8 protein-coding genes and 1 pseudogene are annotated in these 16,870 nt (G+C 67.9%); 4 read left to right on the forward strand and 5 right to left on the reverse strand.

The annotated features are described in order from the left end of the window. Positions 1 to 365: 365 nt before the first annotated feature. The 3 genes and pseudogenes from LG3211_RS05255 to LG3211_RS05265 all read right to left on the reverse strand — a co-directional run bounded on the left by LG3211_RS05255 (position 366) and on the right by LG3211_RS05265 (position 2,246). Entirely contained in the window at positions 366 to 920 is a 555-nt protein-coding gene (locus LG3211_RS05255) for a YceI family protein (protein WP_057941901.1), read from the reverse strand. 76 nt (positions 921 to 996) lie between these two features. Then, positions 997 to 1,539 (reverse strand): annotated as a pseudogene (locus LG3211_RS05260) (cytochrome b); the annotation flags it as partial. Then, positions 1,536 to 2,246 (reverse strand): YceI family protein, encoded by a 711-nt coding sequence (locus tag LG3211_RS05265; RefSeq protein ID WP_083512329.1) that lies wholly within the window; start codon positions 2,244 to 2,246, stop codon positions 1,536 to 1,538. The gene LG3211_RS05265 and the pseudogene LG3211_RS05260, both read right to left, overlap by 4 nt. A gap of 427 nt (positions 2,247 to 2,673) precedes the next feature. Here LG3211_RS05265 and LG3211_RS05270 point away from each other — a divergent pair, with 427 nt between their 5' ends. The 4 genes from LG3211_RS05270 (at position 2,674) to LG3211_RS05285 (ending at position 14,678) form a co-directional block, all read left to right on the forward strand. Then, positions 2,674 to 6,213 carry a hybrid sensor histidine kinase/response regulator gene (locus LG3211_RS05270; protein WP_057941902.1) on the forward strand — a complete coding sequence of 1,180 codons (3,540 nt, stop codon included), beginning with the start codon at positions 2,674 to 2,676 and terminating at the stop codon, positions 6,211 to 6,213. 399 nt (positions 6,214 to 6,612) lie between these two features. Then, the gene (locus tag LG3211_RS05275; protein WP_148648759.1) at positions 6,613 to 10,167 is read left to right on the forward strand and encodes a sensor histidine kinase; all 3,555 of its coding nucleotides are present in this window, start codon (positions 6,613 to 6,615) and stop codon (positions 10,165 to 10,167) included. A 14-nt stretch (positions 10,168 to 10,181) separates the two neighbouring features. Continuing rightward, the gene (locus tag LG3211_RS05280; protein WP_057945294.1) at positions 10,182 to 13,820 is read left to right on the forward strand and encodes a hybrid sensor histidine kinase/response regulator; all 3,639 of its coding nucleotides are present in this window, start codon (positions 10,182 to 10,184) and stop codon (positions 13,818 to 13,820) included. Positions 13,821 to 14,177: 357 nt separating this feature from the next. Further along, positions 14,178 to 14,678 carry a hypothetical protein gene (locus tag LG3211_RS05285; protein ID WP_057941904.1) on the forward strand — a complete coding sequence of 167 codons (501 nt, stop codon included), beginning with the start codon at positions 14,178 to 14,180 and terminating at the stop codon, positions 14,676 to 14,678. A gap of 76 nt (positions 14,679 to 14,754) precedes the next feature. Here LG3211_RS05285 and LG3211_RS05290 read toward each other — a convergent pair whose 3' ends face one another. Continuing rightward, positions 14,755 to 15,555 carry a heparin lyase I family protein gene (locus LG3211_RS05290; protein ID WP_057941905.1) on the reverse strand — a complete coding sequence of 267 codons (801 nt, stop codon included), beginning with the start codon at positions 15,553 to 15,555 and terminating at the stop codon, positions 14,755 to 14,757. An 89-nt stretch (positions 15,556 to 15,644) separates the two neighbouring features. Beyond that, positions 15,645 to 16,709: a uroporphyrinogen decarboxylase gene (gene hemE / locus LG3211_RS05295; RefSeq protein WP_057945295.1), complete on the reverse strand. Its 1,065-nt coding sequence runs from the start codon at positions 16,707 to 16,709 to the stop codon at positions 15,645 to 15,647. Between the last annotated feature and the right edge of the window lie 161 nt (positions 16,710 to 16,870).

Raw genomic sequence — 16,870 nt, forward strand, 5'->3', positions numbered from 1 at the left:
AACTGTTTCGAGTCAAAAGCCACGAGTGCGGTGCCTGCGCGGGCAGGTCCCACATTGGGCATCCTGCCCAAGGCGGGACCCGGCGCACGTCCATGTGCGCCGCCCTCCGGGTGTCCTTCGGTCTCGCGAGTTACTAGCGGCGCCCAGCAACGACAAAAGCAATGCCGAAGCCGAAGCCGAAGCAGAGCACAGCCGAGGCAAAGCAAAATCTGGGCAACGGCAACGGCAACGGCAACAGCAATTGCCACAGCTACAGTGAACGCATAGTCGCGCTGCGCCAAACACCAGACAAAAAGAAAGGCCGGAGTTCGCACTCCGGCCCTCTTCGAATTCACCCGCGCCTTCGCGCCGGGCAAGCGACGCGCTTACTTCGCCGGCGCAAACACAACCTTCGTGCTCACCGCCACTTCGTTCGGAATGATCGAGGTATCCGCCCAATCGCCCCCACCCACGCCGAAATCCAGACGCTTCACCGTCGCCTTGCCGGCAAGCACCGGCTTGTCGCCCGCGGTCCAGGTGAAGGTCAGCGTGACCGGCTTGGTCGCGCCGCGCAGGCTCAGGCTGCCGTCGGCGGCGTAGTTGTTGCCGCCCAGGCTGCGGAACTTGGTCGCGGTGAAACGCGCCTGCGGGAACTTGGCGATGCTGAAGAAATCCACGCCCTTGAGCGTGTCGTCGCGCTCGCTGTTCTTGGTATTGGCGCCGGCCATCGGAATCACCACGTCCAGCTTGGACGTCGCCAACTGCGCCGGGTCGAAGCTCAGCCGCGCGGTAAAGCCGGGGAAATTGCCCGCGAACACTTCGCCCTGGTACTTGGTGGCGAAGGTCAGGCTGGAGCCGGTCTGCTGCACGTAGTCGGCGGCGAACGCGGGCGCGGCGGCGGCGAGCAAGGTCGCGGCCAGGGCGAGGGACTTAATTTGCATCGGGTTTCTCCGGAGAGGGGGAAGAAGGCGGAACGGGATCGAGAACGACGTCGCGCACGGCCCGGACGCCGCGGCGTCCGCCCGGCAGCATGCGGGTCAAGGTGGCGTCGTTCTGGAACAGGTGGTGATAGAACGCGGCCGCGGCATGCGCCAGCACCAGCGCCAGCAGCAGCCAGAAACCGTATTCGTGCACGTTGCGGCTGAGCTGGGCGAGGTCTTCGCTGCGCTGGGCGATCTTGGGCAGGTTGAACAGGCCGAAGTACTGCAACGGGTAGCCGGACGAGGAATTGAACACCCAGCCGGAAATCGGCAGCGCGAACATCAGCGCGTACAAGGCCCAGTGGGTCAGCGAGGCGATGCGCTCCTGCCAGTGCGGGGTGCCGTCCACCGGCTTGGGCGCGCCGGCGTAGATGCGCCACAGCAGGCGCAGCACGACCAGGGTCAGCAGGGTCAGGCCGAGGGATTTGTGCAGGGCGTAGGTCTTGATCTTCGGCGGGCCGTTGCTCATATCGACCATGGTCAGGCCGATCACGGCGATGGTCGCGATCAGCAGCACGATCAGCCAATGCAGCAACTGGCTCACGGCGCCCCATCGGTCGGCGGTGTTCTTCAAAGTCATCGGCTGGGCTCCGGTTGGGGCTTGGCGGGATCGGTGGGGTCGGTGGAATCGACAGGTTCGTCGGGCGCCGCGGCGGCGTCGCCCGGGGTGGTTTTGGGCTGATCGCCCACGTACTTGTCGCGGATCGCCTCCGCTTCGATGCGCAGCTCGACTTCATCGCCGATCACCGACTTCCACGCGTCGATGCCGAACGCAGCGCGGCTCAGGCGCGCGGTCGCGGAAAACCCGGCGGTGCGGTGGAACGGCGGCAGCGGGTGGCGCTTGAGCTGGTTGAGCTTGACGTCCATGCACAGCGGCGCGGTCACGCCGTGCAGGGTCAGCTGGCCGCAGACCTGGGCGCGATCGGCCTCGCCGGTCACCGGTTCGACCCGTTCGGAGACGAAGCGCGCCAGCGGATAGCGCTTGCCGTCGAGCAGGTTGGCGGCCAGCGCGGCCTTGTTCCATTTGCCGTCGCCCAGGTCCAGCCGGGTCAACGGCACCTGCACCTCGAGCTTGGCGCCGCGCCAGTCGTCGCGATCGAAGCTGAGGGTGCCGGCGCTGCCGGACACGGTGCCGATGGCCTGCGAGAAGCCGGCATGCGAAATCGCGAACATCACCCGGGTGTGGACCGGGTCGAAGCCATAGGTCTCCGGCTGCGCGGCTTGCGCAGCCGCGGGCAGTGCGCAGAGCACGGCCAGGGCGGTGGCGCAGCGGTGGGTGGCAGACATGGCGGCTCCGGCAAGATGGGTGTGGATTCTAGGCATAGCCGTGCACAGCCGTGTCTAAACATGCGCAACGATCCGTTGCGGACGGCCGCCGCGCCATCGATCCGGCACCTTCCGACCGACGGCCGCGGCGGGGCGTAAGTTCCGTGACTTGCCTCGCAGGGCCGATATCGCCGAGCCTAATGCGCGGGGAAAGACCGGACGTCACGTGGCCGCCATGCACAGGAGGCGGCCGGCGTGAGCCCGGAAGGGCACCTGAAAGGTGCCTGAGAAGTAGCGGATGGTCCGCGGACAGGTGTCGAGGACGGCTTGGAATGGCCTGGAACGGCCCGCCAGGACGGCGTGTTTCATTGGGGGAGGGAACCGGATGTTGCGAACGCTGCTATGCGCCTGTCTGTGTCTGATTGCACCCTTCACGGCCCGGGCAGCCGTGCCTGAGGCACCGCGCGCGCGCATCATCGGCGTCCCCGACGGCCTGCCGTCGAGCAAGGTCAACGGCATGGCCTTCGACCATGCCGGTTATTTGTGGCTGGCCACGACCGATGGCCTGGCCCGCTACGACGGCATCGGGATGAAAGTCTGGCGGCACATCCCGGACGATCCGGCCTCGCTGCCCGGCAACGACCTCACCCTGGTCACCGTGGACGATCGCGACCGCATCTGGGTCTCGGCCGAAGGCCGCGGCCTGAGCATGATGGATGCGCAGCGCAACGGCTTCGTCCATTACCGCCACGCCGAGCGCCCGCAGATCGGCAGCGACGACACCTTCGCGGTGGCCAGCCGCAACGGCGAAGTCTGGTTCGGCACCTACGGCGGCGGCCTGCACCGGCTCGACCGCAACGGCCTGATCACCCGCTACATGCCCAAGGACGGCGATCCGCGCAGTCTGCCCTCGGACACCGTGCTGTCGCTGAACTTCGATGCGCGCGGCGACTTGTGGATCGGCACCTTCAAGGGCCTGGCGCGCTGGACCGGCAGCGATTTCGAACGCATTCCCGTGCCCGGCGCCGACCCGGCGCCGTGGGTGCTGTCGGTCACCCCGGTCGGCGATCAGCTCTGGGTCGGCGCCAAGACCGGCCTGTATCGGCGCGAGCGCAATGGCCGCTGGAGCAGCCCGGATTACTCCGTGATGTTCGGCAACCTCAACGCGGTGCTGACCCTGGCGCCGGATCGCGGCGGCAATTTCTGGCTGGGCACCCAGCGCAGCATCTGGCGCGCGGCGCCGAACGCGGTGCCGCTGCCGATGGCGCTGGGCCCGGCGCGTCCGGCGCGGCCGGTGCTGCAGATCGTCGGCCAGGACGACGGTTCGTTCTGGTTCCCGCTGGCCGGCGTCGGGGTGGGGTATCTGCGCTCGGACTGGCGCCGCATCGCCCAATATTCGCGCGAACGCGGCACCCTGAGCAGCGAGCTCTACACCGCGGTGACGCCGGCGGCGCGCGGCGGCTTCTGGCTGGTCGGCGCGCGCGGCGAGATCGAGCGCCTGGGCCTGGACGGCGTGGTCGAGCCGGTCACCGACGGCCCGCACGATGCGATGGGCAAGGGCGGCACGCCCAACACCGCGGTCGAGGACCGCAAGGGCCGGTTGTGGATCGCCACCAGCCGCAACAATCTGGTGCGGATCGATCCGTCCGGCATCTGGCGCGACTGGACCACCGACACTCCCGAACCGGTCTTGCCCGGCGAACCGGATCGAACCGTGATCGCGCCCGACGGCACCTTGTGGACATCGTTCCTCACGCAAGGCCTGCAACAGCGCGATACCGACACCGGCGAGGTGATCAACACGATCCGCGTCGGCAACCAGCAAGGCATCGGCAACGGCGACTTCGACGCGATCGGCTTCGCTCCCGACGGCGCCTTGTGGATCGCCTCCGGGCAAGGCCTGCTGCGCCACGACAGCCTGCGCAACGTGATGCGCAAAGTCCCCGGGTTGCCGGCCGATCGCGTGTTCGGCTTCGTGTTCGAGAACGCCGTCAGCTTGTGGTTGCAACGCCTCAACGGCCTGGAGCACTACCAGCGCGACGGCGGCGACTGGCGCCTGGAATCGCGGGTCGGGGTCGAAGACGGCATTCCCGCGGTCGAAGGCACCGGCCTGTTCCGCGATCGCCGCGGCCGCATCTGGCTGCCGACTTCGCGCGGCCTGTTCCGCTGGGACCCGCAGCATCGCCGGCTGCGCCGCTTCGGCGTGCAGGACGGCATGAGCAGCCAGGAATTCCTGCGCCGCGCCTCGGTGCTGACCGCCGCCGGCGTGCTCGCCGCATCGCTGTCGGACGGCAGCGTGGTATTGATCGACACCGCCCTGGCCGATCCGCCGCCGCGCCAGCCGCGCCTGGTATGGCATCAGCTCGATGTGCGCCGGCACGGCCGCTGGGTGCCGTTGCCGCTGCACGTCACGCCGCGGTCGTCGCGTTCCGAGCGCGCCTCGCGTTATGGATCGCTGCCGAGCCTGGCCCCGGACGATCGCGAAATGCGCGTGCAGATGCGGCTGCTGTCGTTCGACGATCCGCAATCCAATCGCTACTACACCCGCCTGGACGGTTACGACAACGACTGGGTCGCGGTCGGCGACAGCGGCGAGCGCGTTTTCGCCGGTTTGCCGCCGGGCAGTTATCTGCTGCATGCGCGCGCGATCGACGCCAACGGCAACGCCGCCGGGGAACGCACGCTGGAATTCAACGTGCGCCCGCCATGGTGGCGCACGCCGCCGGCGATGGCGGCCTTGCTCGGCCTGATCGCGCTGGCGGCGTGGTGGGGCACGATGGCGTACCGGCGCCGGCTGGCGCGGCGCTTGAACTGGCAGCGCGCCGAGCATGAGCGCGAAGTGGCCAAGCACGCCTCGCTGGCGAAGACGCGGTTCCTGGCGACCTTGGGGCATGAGGTGCGCACGCCGATGACCGGCGTGCTGGGGATGAGCGAGTTGTTGCTGGATACGCCGCTGGATGAGAAACAGCGCGGTTATACGGAATCCATCCGGCGCGCTGGCGAACACCTGTTGAGGTTGGTCAACGACGCGCTGGACCTGGCGCGGATCGAATCGGGCAAGCTGGAACTGGCCGATGAGCCGTTCGACCTGCGCGCGCTGGTCGATCAGGCCGCCGACCTGATGCGGCCGCTGGCGCAGCAGCGCGGCCTGAATTTCGAGGTCAGGATCGCCGCCAGCGCGCCGCGCGGCCTGCGCGGCGACGGCAGCCGCGTATGCCAGATTCTGTTGAACCTGATCGGCAACGCGATCAAGTTCACCGAGCAAGGCAGGGTCAGCCTGCTGGTCGAGGCATTGGCGCCGCAGGGCGTGCGTTTCGAAATCGCCGACACCGGGCCGGGTCTCAACGAAGAACAGAAAGCGCGTCTGTTCCGCCGCTTCGAGCAAGCCGAAGGCGCGCGCACCGCGGCGCGTTATGGCGGCAGCGGGCTGGGGCTGGCGATCTGCCAGGAACTGGCCGCGGCGATGGATGGGCAGATCGTGGTGTTCAGCGAACCGGGACAGGGCGCGCGCTTCGTGTTCGATCTGCCGCTGGCCGAGGCGGAGCCGCCGCGGATGTCCGCACATTCGGCGCCGGAGCCTGGGTTGCGCGGCTTGCAGGTGGGGCCGATCGCGTTGCTGTTGGTCGAGGACGATCCGACCGTGGCCGAAGTGATCGCCGGCTTGTTGCGCGCGCAAGGCCATCGCGTGAGCCATGTCGCCAATGGTCTGGCGGCGCTGGCCGAAACGGCCACGGCGCCGTTCGATCTGGCGATGCTCGATCTCGACCTGCCGGGTATCAACGGCCTGGATCTGGCGCGGCAACTGCGCGCGCAAGGCTTCACCCAGCCGCTGATCGCGGTGACCGCGCGCGCCGACGCCGATGCCGAACCGCAGGCCGTCGCCGCCGGCTTCGACCGTTTCCTGCGCAAACCGGTGACCGGCGCGATGTTGGCCGATGCGCTGCGCGACATTCTGGAGATGGCGGCGAAACCACCGGCTTCGGGTTGAAGCCGGTGGTGTGAAGGGGCGTATTGGCTGAGCGGAAGGCGTCGGGGCGCAAGCCCCTCCCACAAAAACCAAGCCCCTCCTGCAAGAGCCTGCATAAGGACGTGCTCTTGTGGGAGGGGCCCCGATGCTTTCCGCTCAGCAGCCACAAAACCAGCGGCCCAGGAATCAAGCCCGAATCCCCACCCAGCGAGCCGCCCGGCACACGCGCCTCGCCAAAGTCCCGCACCGCATCGCAAAACCCACATCCGCAACACCCCGCGCAGTTGCGCTCGGACATACTGTGGGCCTTGCGCCAGAACCGCTCCCCCGCCATTGCGCGCTTGCGCCTGACCGGGGCCGTTGCGACGATAGCGCACCGGCCTTACCGGGAGAGAATCGCTCGCGGTCCAGGAGGAGTCCGTGTTGGGACGTAGTCTGTGTCTGCTCCTGTTGCTGTTGCTGGGCGCGCAGTTCGCCGACGAGGCGCAAGCGCGCTTGCCGGAAACGCCGCGTTTCCGCCGCTTCGGCCAGGAGCAAGGCCTGCCCAAATCGGTCGTGGCGATGGAACTCGACCATCAGGGCTATCTGTGGATCGCCACCGAAGACGGACTGGCGCGCTACGACGGCGTCGAGTTTTCGCTGTGGCGCCACACCATCGGCCTGAGCGGTTCGCTGCCGGACAACATGCTCGAAGACCTCTACGTCGACGCCGGCGATCGCGTGTGGGTGGCCAGCCGCAACGGCCTGAGCTATCTCGGCGCCGATCGCAAGGAATTCGTCCGCATCAGTTTCAGTGGTGCCGACGCTTCGTGCAGCGACGACGTCTCGTATCTCACCGGCACGCCCGACGGCTCGATCTGGACCGCCACCTACGCCGGCCAGATGTGCCGCATCGCGCCCGACGGCGTCAGAGTGACGCGTTATGAGCCCGGCGTCGGCGCCGGCGCGCGCTTGCCGCGCGGGCCGGTCACCGCCTTGCTCGCCGACGCGCGCGGCCGCTTGCTGGTCGGCACCATGAACGGACTGGCGCGTTTCGACAACGATCGCTTCGCGCCGATCGGCCGCGACGAAACCGCCGGCGTGCGCATCGGCGAGTTGTCGCCCGATGCCGACGGCTCGATCTGGGTCGGCACCCAGCGCGGCCTGTTCCGCCTGAGCGCGGACGATCGCATGAGCCCGGCGCCGTGGGCGCTGGGCGAGGAAACCACCAACGCCATCGTCGTCAGCGATCTGTCCGGCGGCCGCTGGATCGGCACCACCGCCGGCCTGTACCGGGTGGACAGCGACGACAACGTGCGCTTGCTGCAGGACGATGCCGGCGACGGCGTGTGGGATCGCCGCAGCGGCCTGATGCAGATGCTGCGCGACGACGAAGGCGGCATCTGGTTCGTCACTTATTCGCAAGGCCTGGCGTATCTGCCGCCGGACTGGAACCGGTTCGCTTCGATCACCTCCGTCGGCGGCCGCCGCATCGACCGCCTCGACGCGCGCGACATCGCGCCCGACGGCGACGGCGGTTTCTGGATGCTGACCGCGACCGATCTGTACCGCCTGCGCGCCGGCAGCGGCGAACTGGAACCGGTCGCCGACAGCAAAAGCCTGGGCGTGAAATGGCTGCACACCTTGTTCGCGCGTCCCGACGGGCAGTTGTGGATCGGCCATTCCACCGGCTTGAGTCTGTTCGATCCGGTCACGAGCAAGGCGCGGAGCTGGCCGTTCTCGGCGCGCGATCCGGACCTGGGCGCGACGGTGTGGTTCCTGTACGAGTGGCCCGACGGCAGCCTGTGGCTGTGGTTCTCCGACGGCTCGGTGCGCCGCTACAACGCCGACGGCGAGCCGCTGCCGGCCGGCGAGATCGAAAAAGTGCTGGGCAGCGCCGGTTTCCTGACCAGCACCGCGACCTTCCGCCCGGGGCCGGACGGGCAGCCGTGGTTCGCCGGCAACAACGGTCTGCAGCGCTGGGACGGCAGCCGTTTCGTCCCCGTGCCCGGCGGCGCTTTCAGCGACATCCAGGCGATCAGCTTCGCCGGCCCGCAGCGGTTGTGGCTGGCGCGCAGCGGCGCGCTGGAATCGTATCGCTGGCAGGGCGGCAAGCTGGAACTGGAACGGCGCATCGACAACACCGCCGACTATCCCGACACGAATGTCTCCGGCTTGCTGGTCAGCCGCAACGGCACGGTCTGGGTCACCACTACGCGTGGCCTGTTGATGGTCTCGGCCGATGCGCGCCGCTTGCGTCTGTTCGGCCTGGGCGACGGCATTCCCAATGTCGAGCTGACCCGCACCACGCCGCATCGCAACGCCGATGGCGTCGGCGCGGCGCTGTCGCTCGACGGCGTGGTGCTGTTCGACCTGGACACGCCGTTCCCGGGCGCGCGGCCGCCGCGCCTGTCGCTGGAAACCCTGAGCGTGCGGCGCGAAGAAGACGAATGGACGCTCACGCCGGCGCAAGGCCGCGTGCAACTGGAATCGGACGATCGCGATCTGCGCATCGTCGCCCGGTTGATGTCGTTCCTGGACCCGCGTTCGCACGTCTATCGCTTCAAGCTGGACGGCTACGATCCGGACTGGATCGAACAGCGCGCCAACGGCGAGCGCGTGTTCTCGCGGCTGGATCCGGGCGAATACCGCGTGCTGATCAAGGCCGCTGGCGCCGACGGCATCTGGTCCGATCCGGTGTCCTTCAACCTGCACGTCAAGCCGCCGTGGTGGCGTTCGGGCTGGGCGCAAATGGTGTTCGCGCTCATCGCCATCGGTTTGTTGGCGGTCGGCGCGATCGCCTACCGCCGCCGCCTGGGCCGCCGCAGCGCGTGGCAGCTGGCGGTGCACAAGCGCGAAGTGGCCGAACAGGCGTCGGAGGCCAAGACCCGGTTCCTGGCGACCTTGGGGCATGAGGTGCGCACGCCGATGACCGGCGTGCTGGGAATGAGTGAGTTGTTGCTGGATACGCCGCTGGATGAGAAGCAGCGCGGTTATACGGAATCCATCCGGCGCGCTGGCGAACACCTGTTGCGGTTGGTCAACGACGCGCTGGATCTGGCGCGGATCGAATCGGGCAAACTGGAACTGGAAGACCGGCCGTTCGACCTGCGCGCGCTGGTCGAGGAAGCGGCCGGACTGATGCGGCCGCTGGCGCGCCAGCGCGGCTTGGATTTCCAGGTCGATATCGCCGCCAGCGCGCCGCTGGGCCTGCGCGGCGATCCCAATCGGGTGTGCCAGATCCTGATGAACCTGCTCGGCAACGCGATCAAGTTCACCGAGCAAGGTTCGGTGCGCTTGCGCGTGGACGCGCTGGCGCCGCAGGGCGTGCGCTTCGAAGTCGCCGACACCGGCCCGGGCCTCAACGAAGAACAAAAGGCGCGGCTGTTCCGCCGCTTCGAACAAGCCGAAGGCGCGCGCACCGCGGCGCGCTACGGTGGCAGCGGATTGGGCCTGGCGATCTGCCAGGAGCTGGCCGCGGCGATGGAAGGGCATGTGGCGGTGTTCAGTCAGGCGGGGCAGGGGGCGCGCTTCGTGCTCGATCTGCCTTTGGCTTGGGCGCCTCCGCCGCCGGTGGTGGAGAGTTCGACGCCGGAGCCTGTGTTCCGCGGCTTCCAGGTAGGGCCGCGGTCGGTGCTTTTGGTCGAGGACGACGCCACCGTGGCCGAAGTCATCGCAGGTCTGCTGCGCGCGCAAGGCCATCGCGTGAGCCATGTCGCCAACGGTCTGGCGGCGCTGGCCGAAACCGCGACCGCGCGTTTCGATCTGGCCATGCTCGATCTGGACCTGCCCGGCATCAACGGCCTGGATCTGGCGCGGCAACTGCGCGCGCAGGGCTTCACTCAGCCGCTGATCGCGGTGACCGCGCGCGCCGATGCCGATGCCGAGCCGCAAGCGCAGGCGGCCGGGTTCGATCGTTTCCTGCGCAAGCCGATCACCGGCGCGATGCTCGCCGACACGATCGACAGCGTGCTGGCTCAGGCGGACACGCCGTAGTGGCCGCCGCGTCCATGCAAGCAAGCGAATGCACGCGCGCATCGTGGCTGCTGCGTGGCCTGCTGATGCTGGCTTGCGCGATGTCGGCCTGGGCCGCGCCGGTGTTGGCCGGCCTGCCGGAAACGCCGCGGCCGCGCCAGCTGACCGTCGCCGACGGCTTGCCGTCCAACACCATCAACCGCATCGCCGAAGATCGTCACGGTTATCTGTGGATCGCCACCAGCGAAGGGCTGGCGCGTTACGACGGCACCGGTTACCGCGTCTGGCAGCGCGAACAGGGCCTGCTCGACAACTACGTGTGGGCGGTGCACGTGGACGCGCGCAACCGGGTATGGATCGGCACCGGGCAAGCCGGGCTGGCGATGCTCGATACCGAGCGCAAGCGCTGGCGTTACTTCAACCGCAGCAATACGCCGCTCATCACCGACGACACCGTGTGGTCGATCGCCTCCACGCCCGACGGCGCGCTGTGGTTCGGCACCGAGCGCGGCGGCCTGTACCGCATGGCCGAGGACGGCAAGATCAGCCGCTACATGCCGCGCCCGGGCGATGCGCGCAGCCTGCCCAGCGAAGGCGTGGCCAACCTCACCGTCGCGCCCGACGGCACGCTGTGGATCAGCACCCTGGCCGGCGCCGCGCGCTGGACCGGGCACGATTTCGAACGCGTGCCCGACGGCGCGCTGAGTTCCAACATCGTCAACACGATTACTTTCGAAAACGACGGCACCGCCTGGTTCGGCACCCCGCACGGCGTCGGCGTGCGCCGGCCCGACGGCCGATACGAGGCCGCGCCGTGGGCGAGCTTCGCGCCCAAGTTCAAGGTGGTCGATGTATTGCGCCGCGATCGCACCGGCCAGTACTGGTTCGATCTGCCGCAAGGCCTCGGCGTCGGCGGCCCGGACGGGATCGAAGTGGTGCCCTTGTTCAGCACCACCAGCCAGGGACTGGTGCGTCCCAGTTGGTCGGGCGCGTACGAAGATCGTGAAGGCGGCCTGTGGTTCGCCAGCAACGGCCACGGCCTGTGGTATCTGCCGCCGAGCTGGCGCCAGTTCTCGGTGTTGACCCGGCGCGTGGACGATCCGGCCTCGATGGCCAACGGCAGCGTGCGCGGCATCGCCGCGGCCAGCGACGGCGACATGTGGCTGGTCGGCAGCGGCGGGGTGCTCGACCGGCTCGATCCGGAAACCGGCGCGGTCGAGCATTTCGCGAAGGATTTCAGCGGTGGCCTGTCGCTGGACCGGGTGCTGCAGGATCGCGGCGGGCGCGTATGGGTGACCTATTACGGCGGCTTGGCGCGGATCGATCCGGCCACCCGCGCGATCGCCAACTGGCATATGGACGACAGCGCCGATGCGATGATCAGCGGCACCGTCGAGCTGGTCGAAAGCCGCGGCCTGATCTGGCTGATCGGCAGCGACGGCGACGTGCAGGCGCGCGACGCCGACGGCCACGTGCGCGAGGCGATGAGTTTCGGCGATCGCGGCCTGCCCAAGGATCTGTCCGCGCCGCTGGCCGGCAACGGCCCCGACGGCGAGTTGTGGATCGCCGGCCGCGGCCTGTGGCGCTGGGACGAAAGCAGCCGCCGCTTCCTCGCCGTGCCGGGCGCGCCGACCGCCGAAGACGTGCAGGCCTTCGTGTTCGAAGGCAAGCAACGCCTGTGGATCGCCGGTTTCGGCTCGCTCGATACCTATCGCTGGGACGGCCAGCGCCTGCAGCGCGAATTCGGCCTGGGCCTGCTCGACGGCCTGCCCTCCACCGAAGCGCGCGGCCTCACCGTCGATAGCGCCGGCGTGGTGTGGATGACCACCAAGCGCGGCCTGGTGCGGATCGATCCGTTCGCGCATTCGGTGCGCGTGTACGGCGTCAAGGACGGCTTGCCGAGCCAGGAGTTCGCGCGCGCGCCGGTGCCGCGTCCGGGCGACGGCCGCATCCTGATCGGCAGTCCGGAGGGGCTGGTGTTGTTCGATCCGGCGGTGGTGCGGCCGATCCGATCCGCGCCGTCGCTGATCGTGGAAAGCATCGAAGTGCGGCGCGGCGCCGATCGCATCGCCTTCCCGACCTTCATGCCCGATCCGGCGCAGGCGATCGCCGGGCGCATACCGGTGGTGCACATCGCCGACGGCGACCGCGATCTGCGCATCGTCGCGCGGCTGCTGTCGTTCAACGGCACGCAGAGCAACCGTTATCGCTTCCGCCTGCGCAATTACGATCCCGGCTGGGTCGAGGCCGGGTCCAGCGGCGAGCGCCTGTTCTCGCAACTCTCGCCCGGCGACTACCGCCTGCAGATCATCGCCAAGACCGCCGACAACGTGTGGTCTCCGATACAGCTCATCGAGCTGCATGTCGATTCGCCGTGGTGGTGGAGCTGGTGGGCGGTGCTGGGTGTGATCGCGATGTTGTTGCTGGTGCTGGCCTGGATATTGCTCGCCCATCGCAACCGTCTGCAGCGCAGGCTCGCGTGGCAGCGCTCGGAACACGAGCGCGAAGTGACCAAGCAGGCATCGCTGGCGAAGACGCGGTTCCTGGCGACCTTGGGGCACGAGGTGCGCACGCCGATGACGGGCGTGTTGGGGATGAGCGAGTTGTTGCTGGATACGCAGCTGGATCAAAAGCAGCGTAGCTACACGGAATCTATTCGTCGCGCTGGCGAACACCTCTTGCGGTTGGTCAACGACGCCCTGGATCTGGCCCGGATCGAATCCGGCCGCCTGGAACTGGCCGACGAACCCTTCGACCTGCGCGCGCTGGTCGATCAGGCCACCGACCTGATGCGGCCGCTGGCGCAGCAACGCGGGCTGACCTTCGAGATCGAAGTCGCCGCCAACGTGCCGCGCGGCCTGCGCGGCGACGGCAGCCGCGTGTGCCAGATCCTGTTGAACCTGATCGGCAACGCGATCAAGTTTACCGACGAAGGCAAGGTCAGCGTGTTCGTCGAGCGCCTGGTTCCGCAGGGCGTGCGCTTCGAAGTCGCCGACACCGGCCCCGGGCTCAACGACGAACAAAAACAGCGATTGTTCCGCCGCTTCGAACAAGCCGAAGGCGCGCGCACCGCAGCGCGCTACGGCGGCAGCGGGTTGGGGCTGGCGATCAGTCAGGAACTGGCCGCGGCGATGGAAGGGCATATCGCGGTGGTGAGCTCGCCGGGGCAGGGGGCGCGGTTCCTGTTCGATTTGCCGTTGCCTGCGGCGGAGCCGCCGCGGGCTTCGGTGGGGTCGGTGGATGGGACGCGGGCGAACGCGGGCTCAACGCCGGAGCCTGGTTGGCGTGGCTTGCAGAGAATTCCGCGGGCTGTGCTTTTGGTCGAAGACGATCCGACCGTCGCCGAGGTGATCGCCGGCCTGCTGCGCGTGCAGGGCCATCGCGTCACCCATGTCGGCAACGGCCTGGCCGCGTTGGCGGAAGTGGCGACGGCGAATTTCGACATCGCCTTGCTCGACCTGGACCTGCCCGGCATCAACGGCCTGGATCTGGCCCGGCAACTGCGCACGCAAGGCTTCACCCAGCCGCTGGTCGCGGTGACCGCGCGCGCCGACGCCGATGCCGAACCGCAGGCCGCCGCCGCCGGTTTCGACCGTTTCCTGCGCAAGCCGGTGACCGGGGCGATGCTCGGCGAAGCGATCGATCTGGTGAATCCGCGTCCGGCCACAAATTAAGACGGCATCGGGCCGCGATCGAGGCCGGCGTAACGTGTCGAACATCACGGCCGGCGCATCGTGCGCCGGCATCCGAACCGCGCGGCAAGACGTCGCGAACCGTCCGCGCTTGCGCAAATGCATATCGAGTGCGTGTGCGTTCTGAGCAGTCGCAGCGATCGCGTAGATGCCGCGCGTGATTTTCATCACGCAAGGCCAATCGCCTGTGTGCCAGAGCTCCCGTTTCCGCGAGTTCGCCATGCATGCGCACTTGCGCATCGCATCGGCGCGACTAGCGTGGCCCCGACATCGAAGCATTGGAGTCCGATGTCCGTGCGCGATCAGCGCGCGTCACCCATCACATTCGGAAGGTGAACTATGGAACGGACCAAATCCGCGCTTATCGCGCTGCTCGCTGTAGTGGCCGCATCCACCGCGTTATCGGCCGACGCCGCCGGCGGCAAAGGCCTGACCTGGCGCAAGGTCACGCATCTGAACATCGGCGTCGACCATATCGGCTGCGGCTACAGCAACGGCGCGAACGAATGCGATCCCTACATCGGCGACACCGTGTGTTCGACCCGGTTGCCGGTGCTGTGTGTGAAAGAAGACGGCTCGCCGGTGCCGGCCGGCGTCACCACGGATTTTTATAATTCGTGGGGACGCGGCAACATCGCCTTGACCCGCGCGGTACGCGGCGATTCGCTGACCAGCCTGGCCGACGCCAATGCGGTGTGTCGCGCCGAACTCGGCCCGGGCTACAAGATTGCCGGCCACGGCCACTTCAGCTGGTACGGCTACGCCTACGGCAACATCGACAGCACTACCCGCTTCTGGGCCCACATCGACAGCCAGCAAGGCAACTGCTGGAATCCCTGAGCCGGGTCGATCGTGCATGACCACCCTTCTCCCGTTGCCGGGAGAAGGGTGCCGGCGCAGCGTCGGCGCGCATTGCTCAGGGCAATCGGGTCACGGTGATGTCGTCGTGATACACCATCCGCGTCAGCGCCGCGGCCGGGAATTGTTCCGAATCGGGCCGGTACAAACCCCATTGGATGGTTCCGGCGGTGCCGGTATAGGCGGGATTGAAGGTCGCAAACGCGGTTTCTTCCGCCTTGCGCACGTAGTCGGCCTGATCGTCCAGACGCACGTCGGCGGTGAAGCGGCCGCTGGCGTCCTTGGCCCAGACGATGTCGAATCTGAAGTCGATCCAGCGATTGTTGTACGGCCGTACGTCCTCGATCAGCAGCGCTTGCTTGCTGCCATAGCGCAATATCATCTGGTTGCGCCTGATCCCGACCATCAGGTCGGGGCCGCCGCTGAAATGCTTGAACTGCCAGAGGATGTCGAGAGGTGCCGAGCCCGAGGTCGGCAGCCACGGCTCCCAATCCTTGAGCATCAGGCTGAAGGTATACAGGCGATGCTGGCCGGGCGCGTATTGACCGGGCCGGGTGCCGTCGATGAGGACCCGTCCGGCGGTGCTTTCGCTGCGCGGCGCGCCGAAAGAAACATAGTCCGGATTGCGCAGCGTGACTTTGTGCGCGATGGCGAAGCGGCCCGAGCGCGGCTTGTCGCTGACCATGCTGGCCGCATCGGCGGCGGGCGCTTCGGTGCCGATCAATCCGGGAATGCCCGAATCCAGCGTGCCGGTTTCGTAGTCGATATTCAGCAACGTGGTCTGCGCCGGAACCGCGGGCGCTGCGAGGATCGCGGCCAGTGCGGCGGCGCGGACGGCGTGGGTACGGATCGATGACATCGGGCGGCTCCGGTCGGGTGACCGCCGCATGGTACGAGAAAAAAAACCGGCGAGATCGCCGGTTTTTTTCGGGCTAATCGTGATTGCGCTCAGCGCGCGCTTAATGTGTGCACTGCATCCACCAAGACTGCGACATGCTCGGGCGACATGTCCGGCGACATGCCGTGACCGAGGTTGAACACATGGCCTTCGCGCGAGCCGCCGTTGCCGTCGCGGTAATCGTCGAGCGCGCGTCCGACTTCGGCGCGGATCGCTTCGGGCGAGGCGTACAGCGTGACCGGATCGAGATTGCCCTGCAGCGCCACGCGCGAACCGATGCGGCGCGCGGCCTCGCCCAGGCCGATGGTCCAGTCCACGCCGACCGCTTCCGCGCCGCTGTCGGCGAGTTCTTCCAGGTAAGGATCGTTGCCCTTGCCGAACAGGATCAGCGGCGCGCGCGCGTCGCCTTCGCCGCGCGAAAGCTCCGCGGCGATGCGTTGCAGATAGCGCAGCGAGAATTCGCGATACATGCTCGGCGACAGCACGCCGCCCCAGGTGTCGAACACTTGGAGCGCCTGCGCGCCGGCGGCGTGCTGTGCCTTGAGGTAGGCGATCACCGCATCGGTGACCACGCTCAGCAGGCGGTGCATCGCCGCCGGATCGTTGAGTGCGAGCGCCTTGACCTTGGAATAGTTGTCGCTGCCGCCGCCTTCGACCATGTAGCAGGCCAGCGTCCACGGGCTGCCGGAGAAACCGATCAGCGGCACCGAGCCGTTTAGCTCACGGCGGATGGTGCGCACCGCGTCCATCACATAGCGCAGCTCGGTTTCCATATCGGGCACGGCCAGCCTGGCGATGTCGGCGGCGCTGCGGATCGGGCGTTCGAACTTGGGGCCTTCGCCGTCGGCGAAATACAGGCCCAGGCCCATCGCGTCGGGCACGGTGAGGATGTCGGAGAACAGGATCGCCGCGTCCAGCGGGAAACGGCGCAGCGGCTGCAGGGTGACTTCGCAGGCCAGTTCGGGATTCTTCGCCAGGTTGAGGAAGCTGCCGGCCTGGGCGCGGGTGGCGCGGTACTCGGGCAGGTAGCGGCCGGCCTGGCGCATCAGCCACACGGGGGTGCGGTCGACGGGCTGGCGGCGCAGGGCGCGCAGGAAACGATCGTTGGTCAGGATTGGGCTGGACATGGATAACCGTGGCGGGTGGGCGCCATCAATGGGGAAGGGGTTGGAATGAGGGACTCAGGGATGGAGCTAAGAGCGAAGAGCGAATCCCCCCTGGCCCCCCTTTTTCAAAGGGGGGAACCCGGTAGGTGGGTTCTATGCGGCTTGCTGTT

Source organism: Lysobacter gummosus, assembly GCF_001442805.1.
GTDB classification, from domain to species: Bacteria; Pseudomonadota; Gammaproteobacteria; order Xanthomonadales; family Xanthomonadaceae; genus Lysobacter; species Lysobacter gummosus.

Coding starts and splice junctions, on each gene's coding strand:
- LG3211_RS05280 (WP_057945294.1), top strand. CDS start 10,182: ATGCAAGCAAGCGAATGCACGCGCGCATCGTGGCTGCTGCGTGGCCTG.
- LG3211_RS05255 (WP_057941901.1), bottom strand. CDS start 920: ATGCAAATTAAGTCCCTCGCCCTGGCCGCGACCTTGCTCGCCGCCGCC.
- LG3211_RS05290 (WP_057941905.1), bottom strand. CDS start 15,555: ATGTCATCGATCCGTACCCACGCCGTCCGCGCCGCCGCACTGGCCGCG.
- LG3211_RS05285 (WP_057941904.1), top strand. CDS start 14,178: ATGGAACGGACCAAATCCGCGCTTATCGCGCTGCTCGCTGTAGTGGCC.
- LG3211_RS05265 (WP_083512329.1), bottom strand. CDS start 2,246: ATGTCTGCCACCCACCGCTGCGCCACCGCCCTGGCCGTGCTCTGCGCA.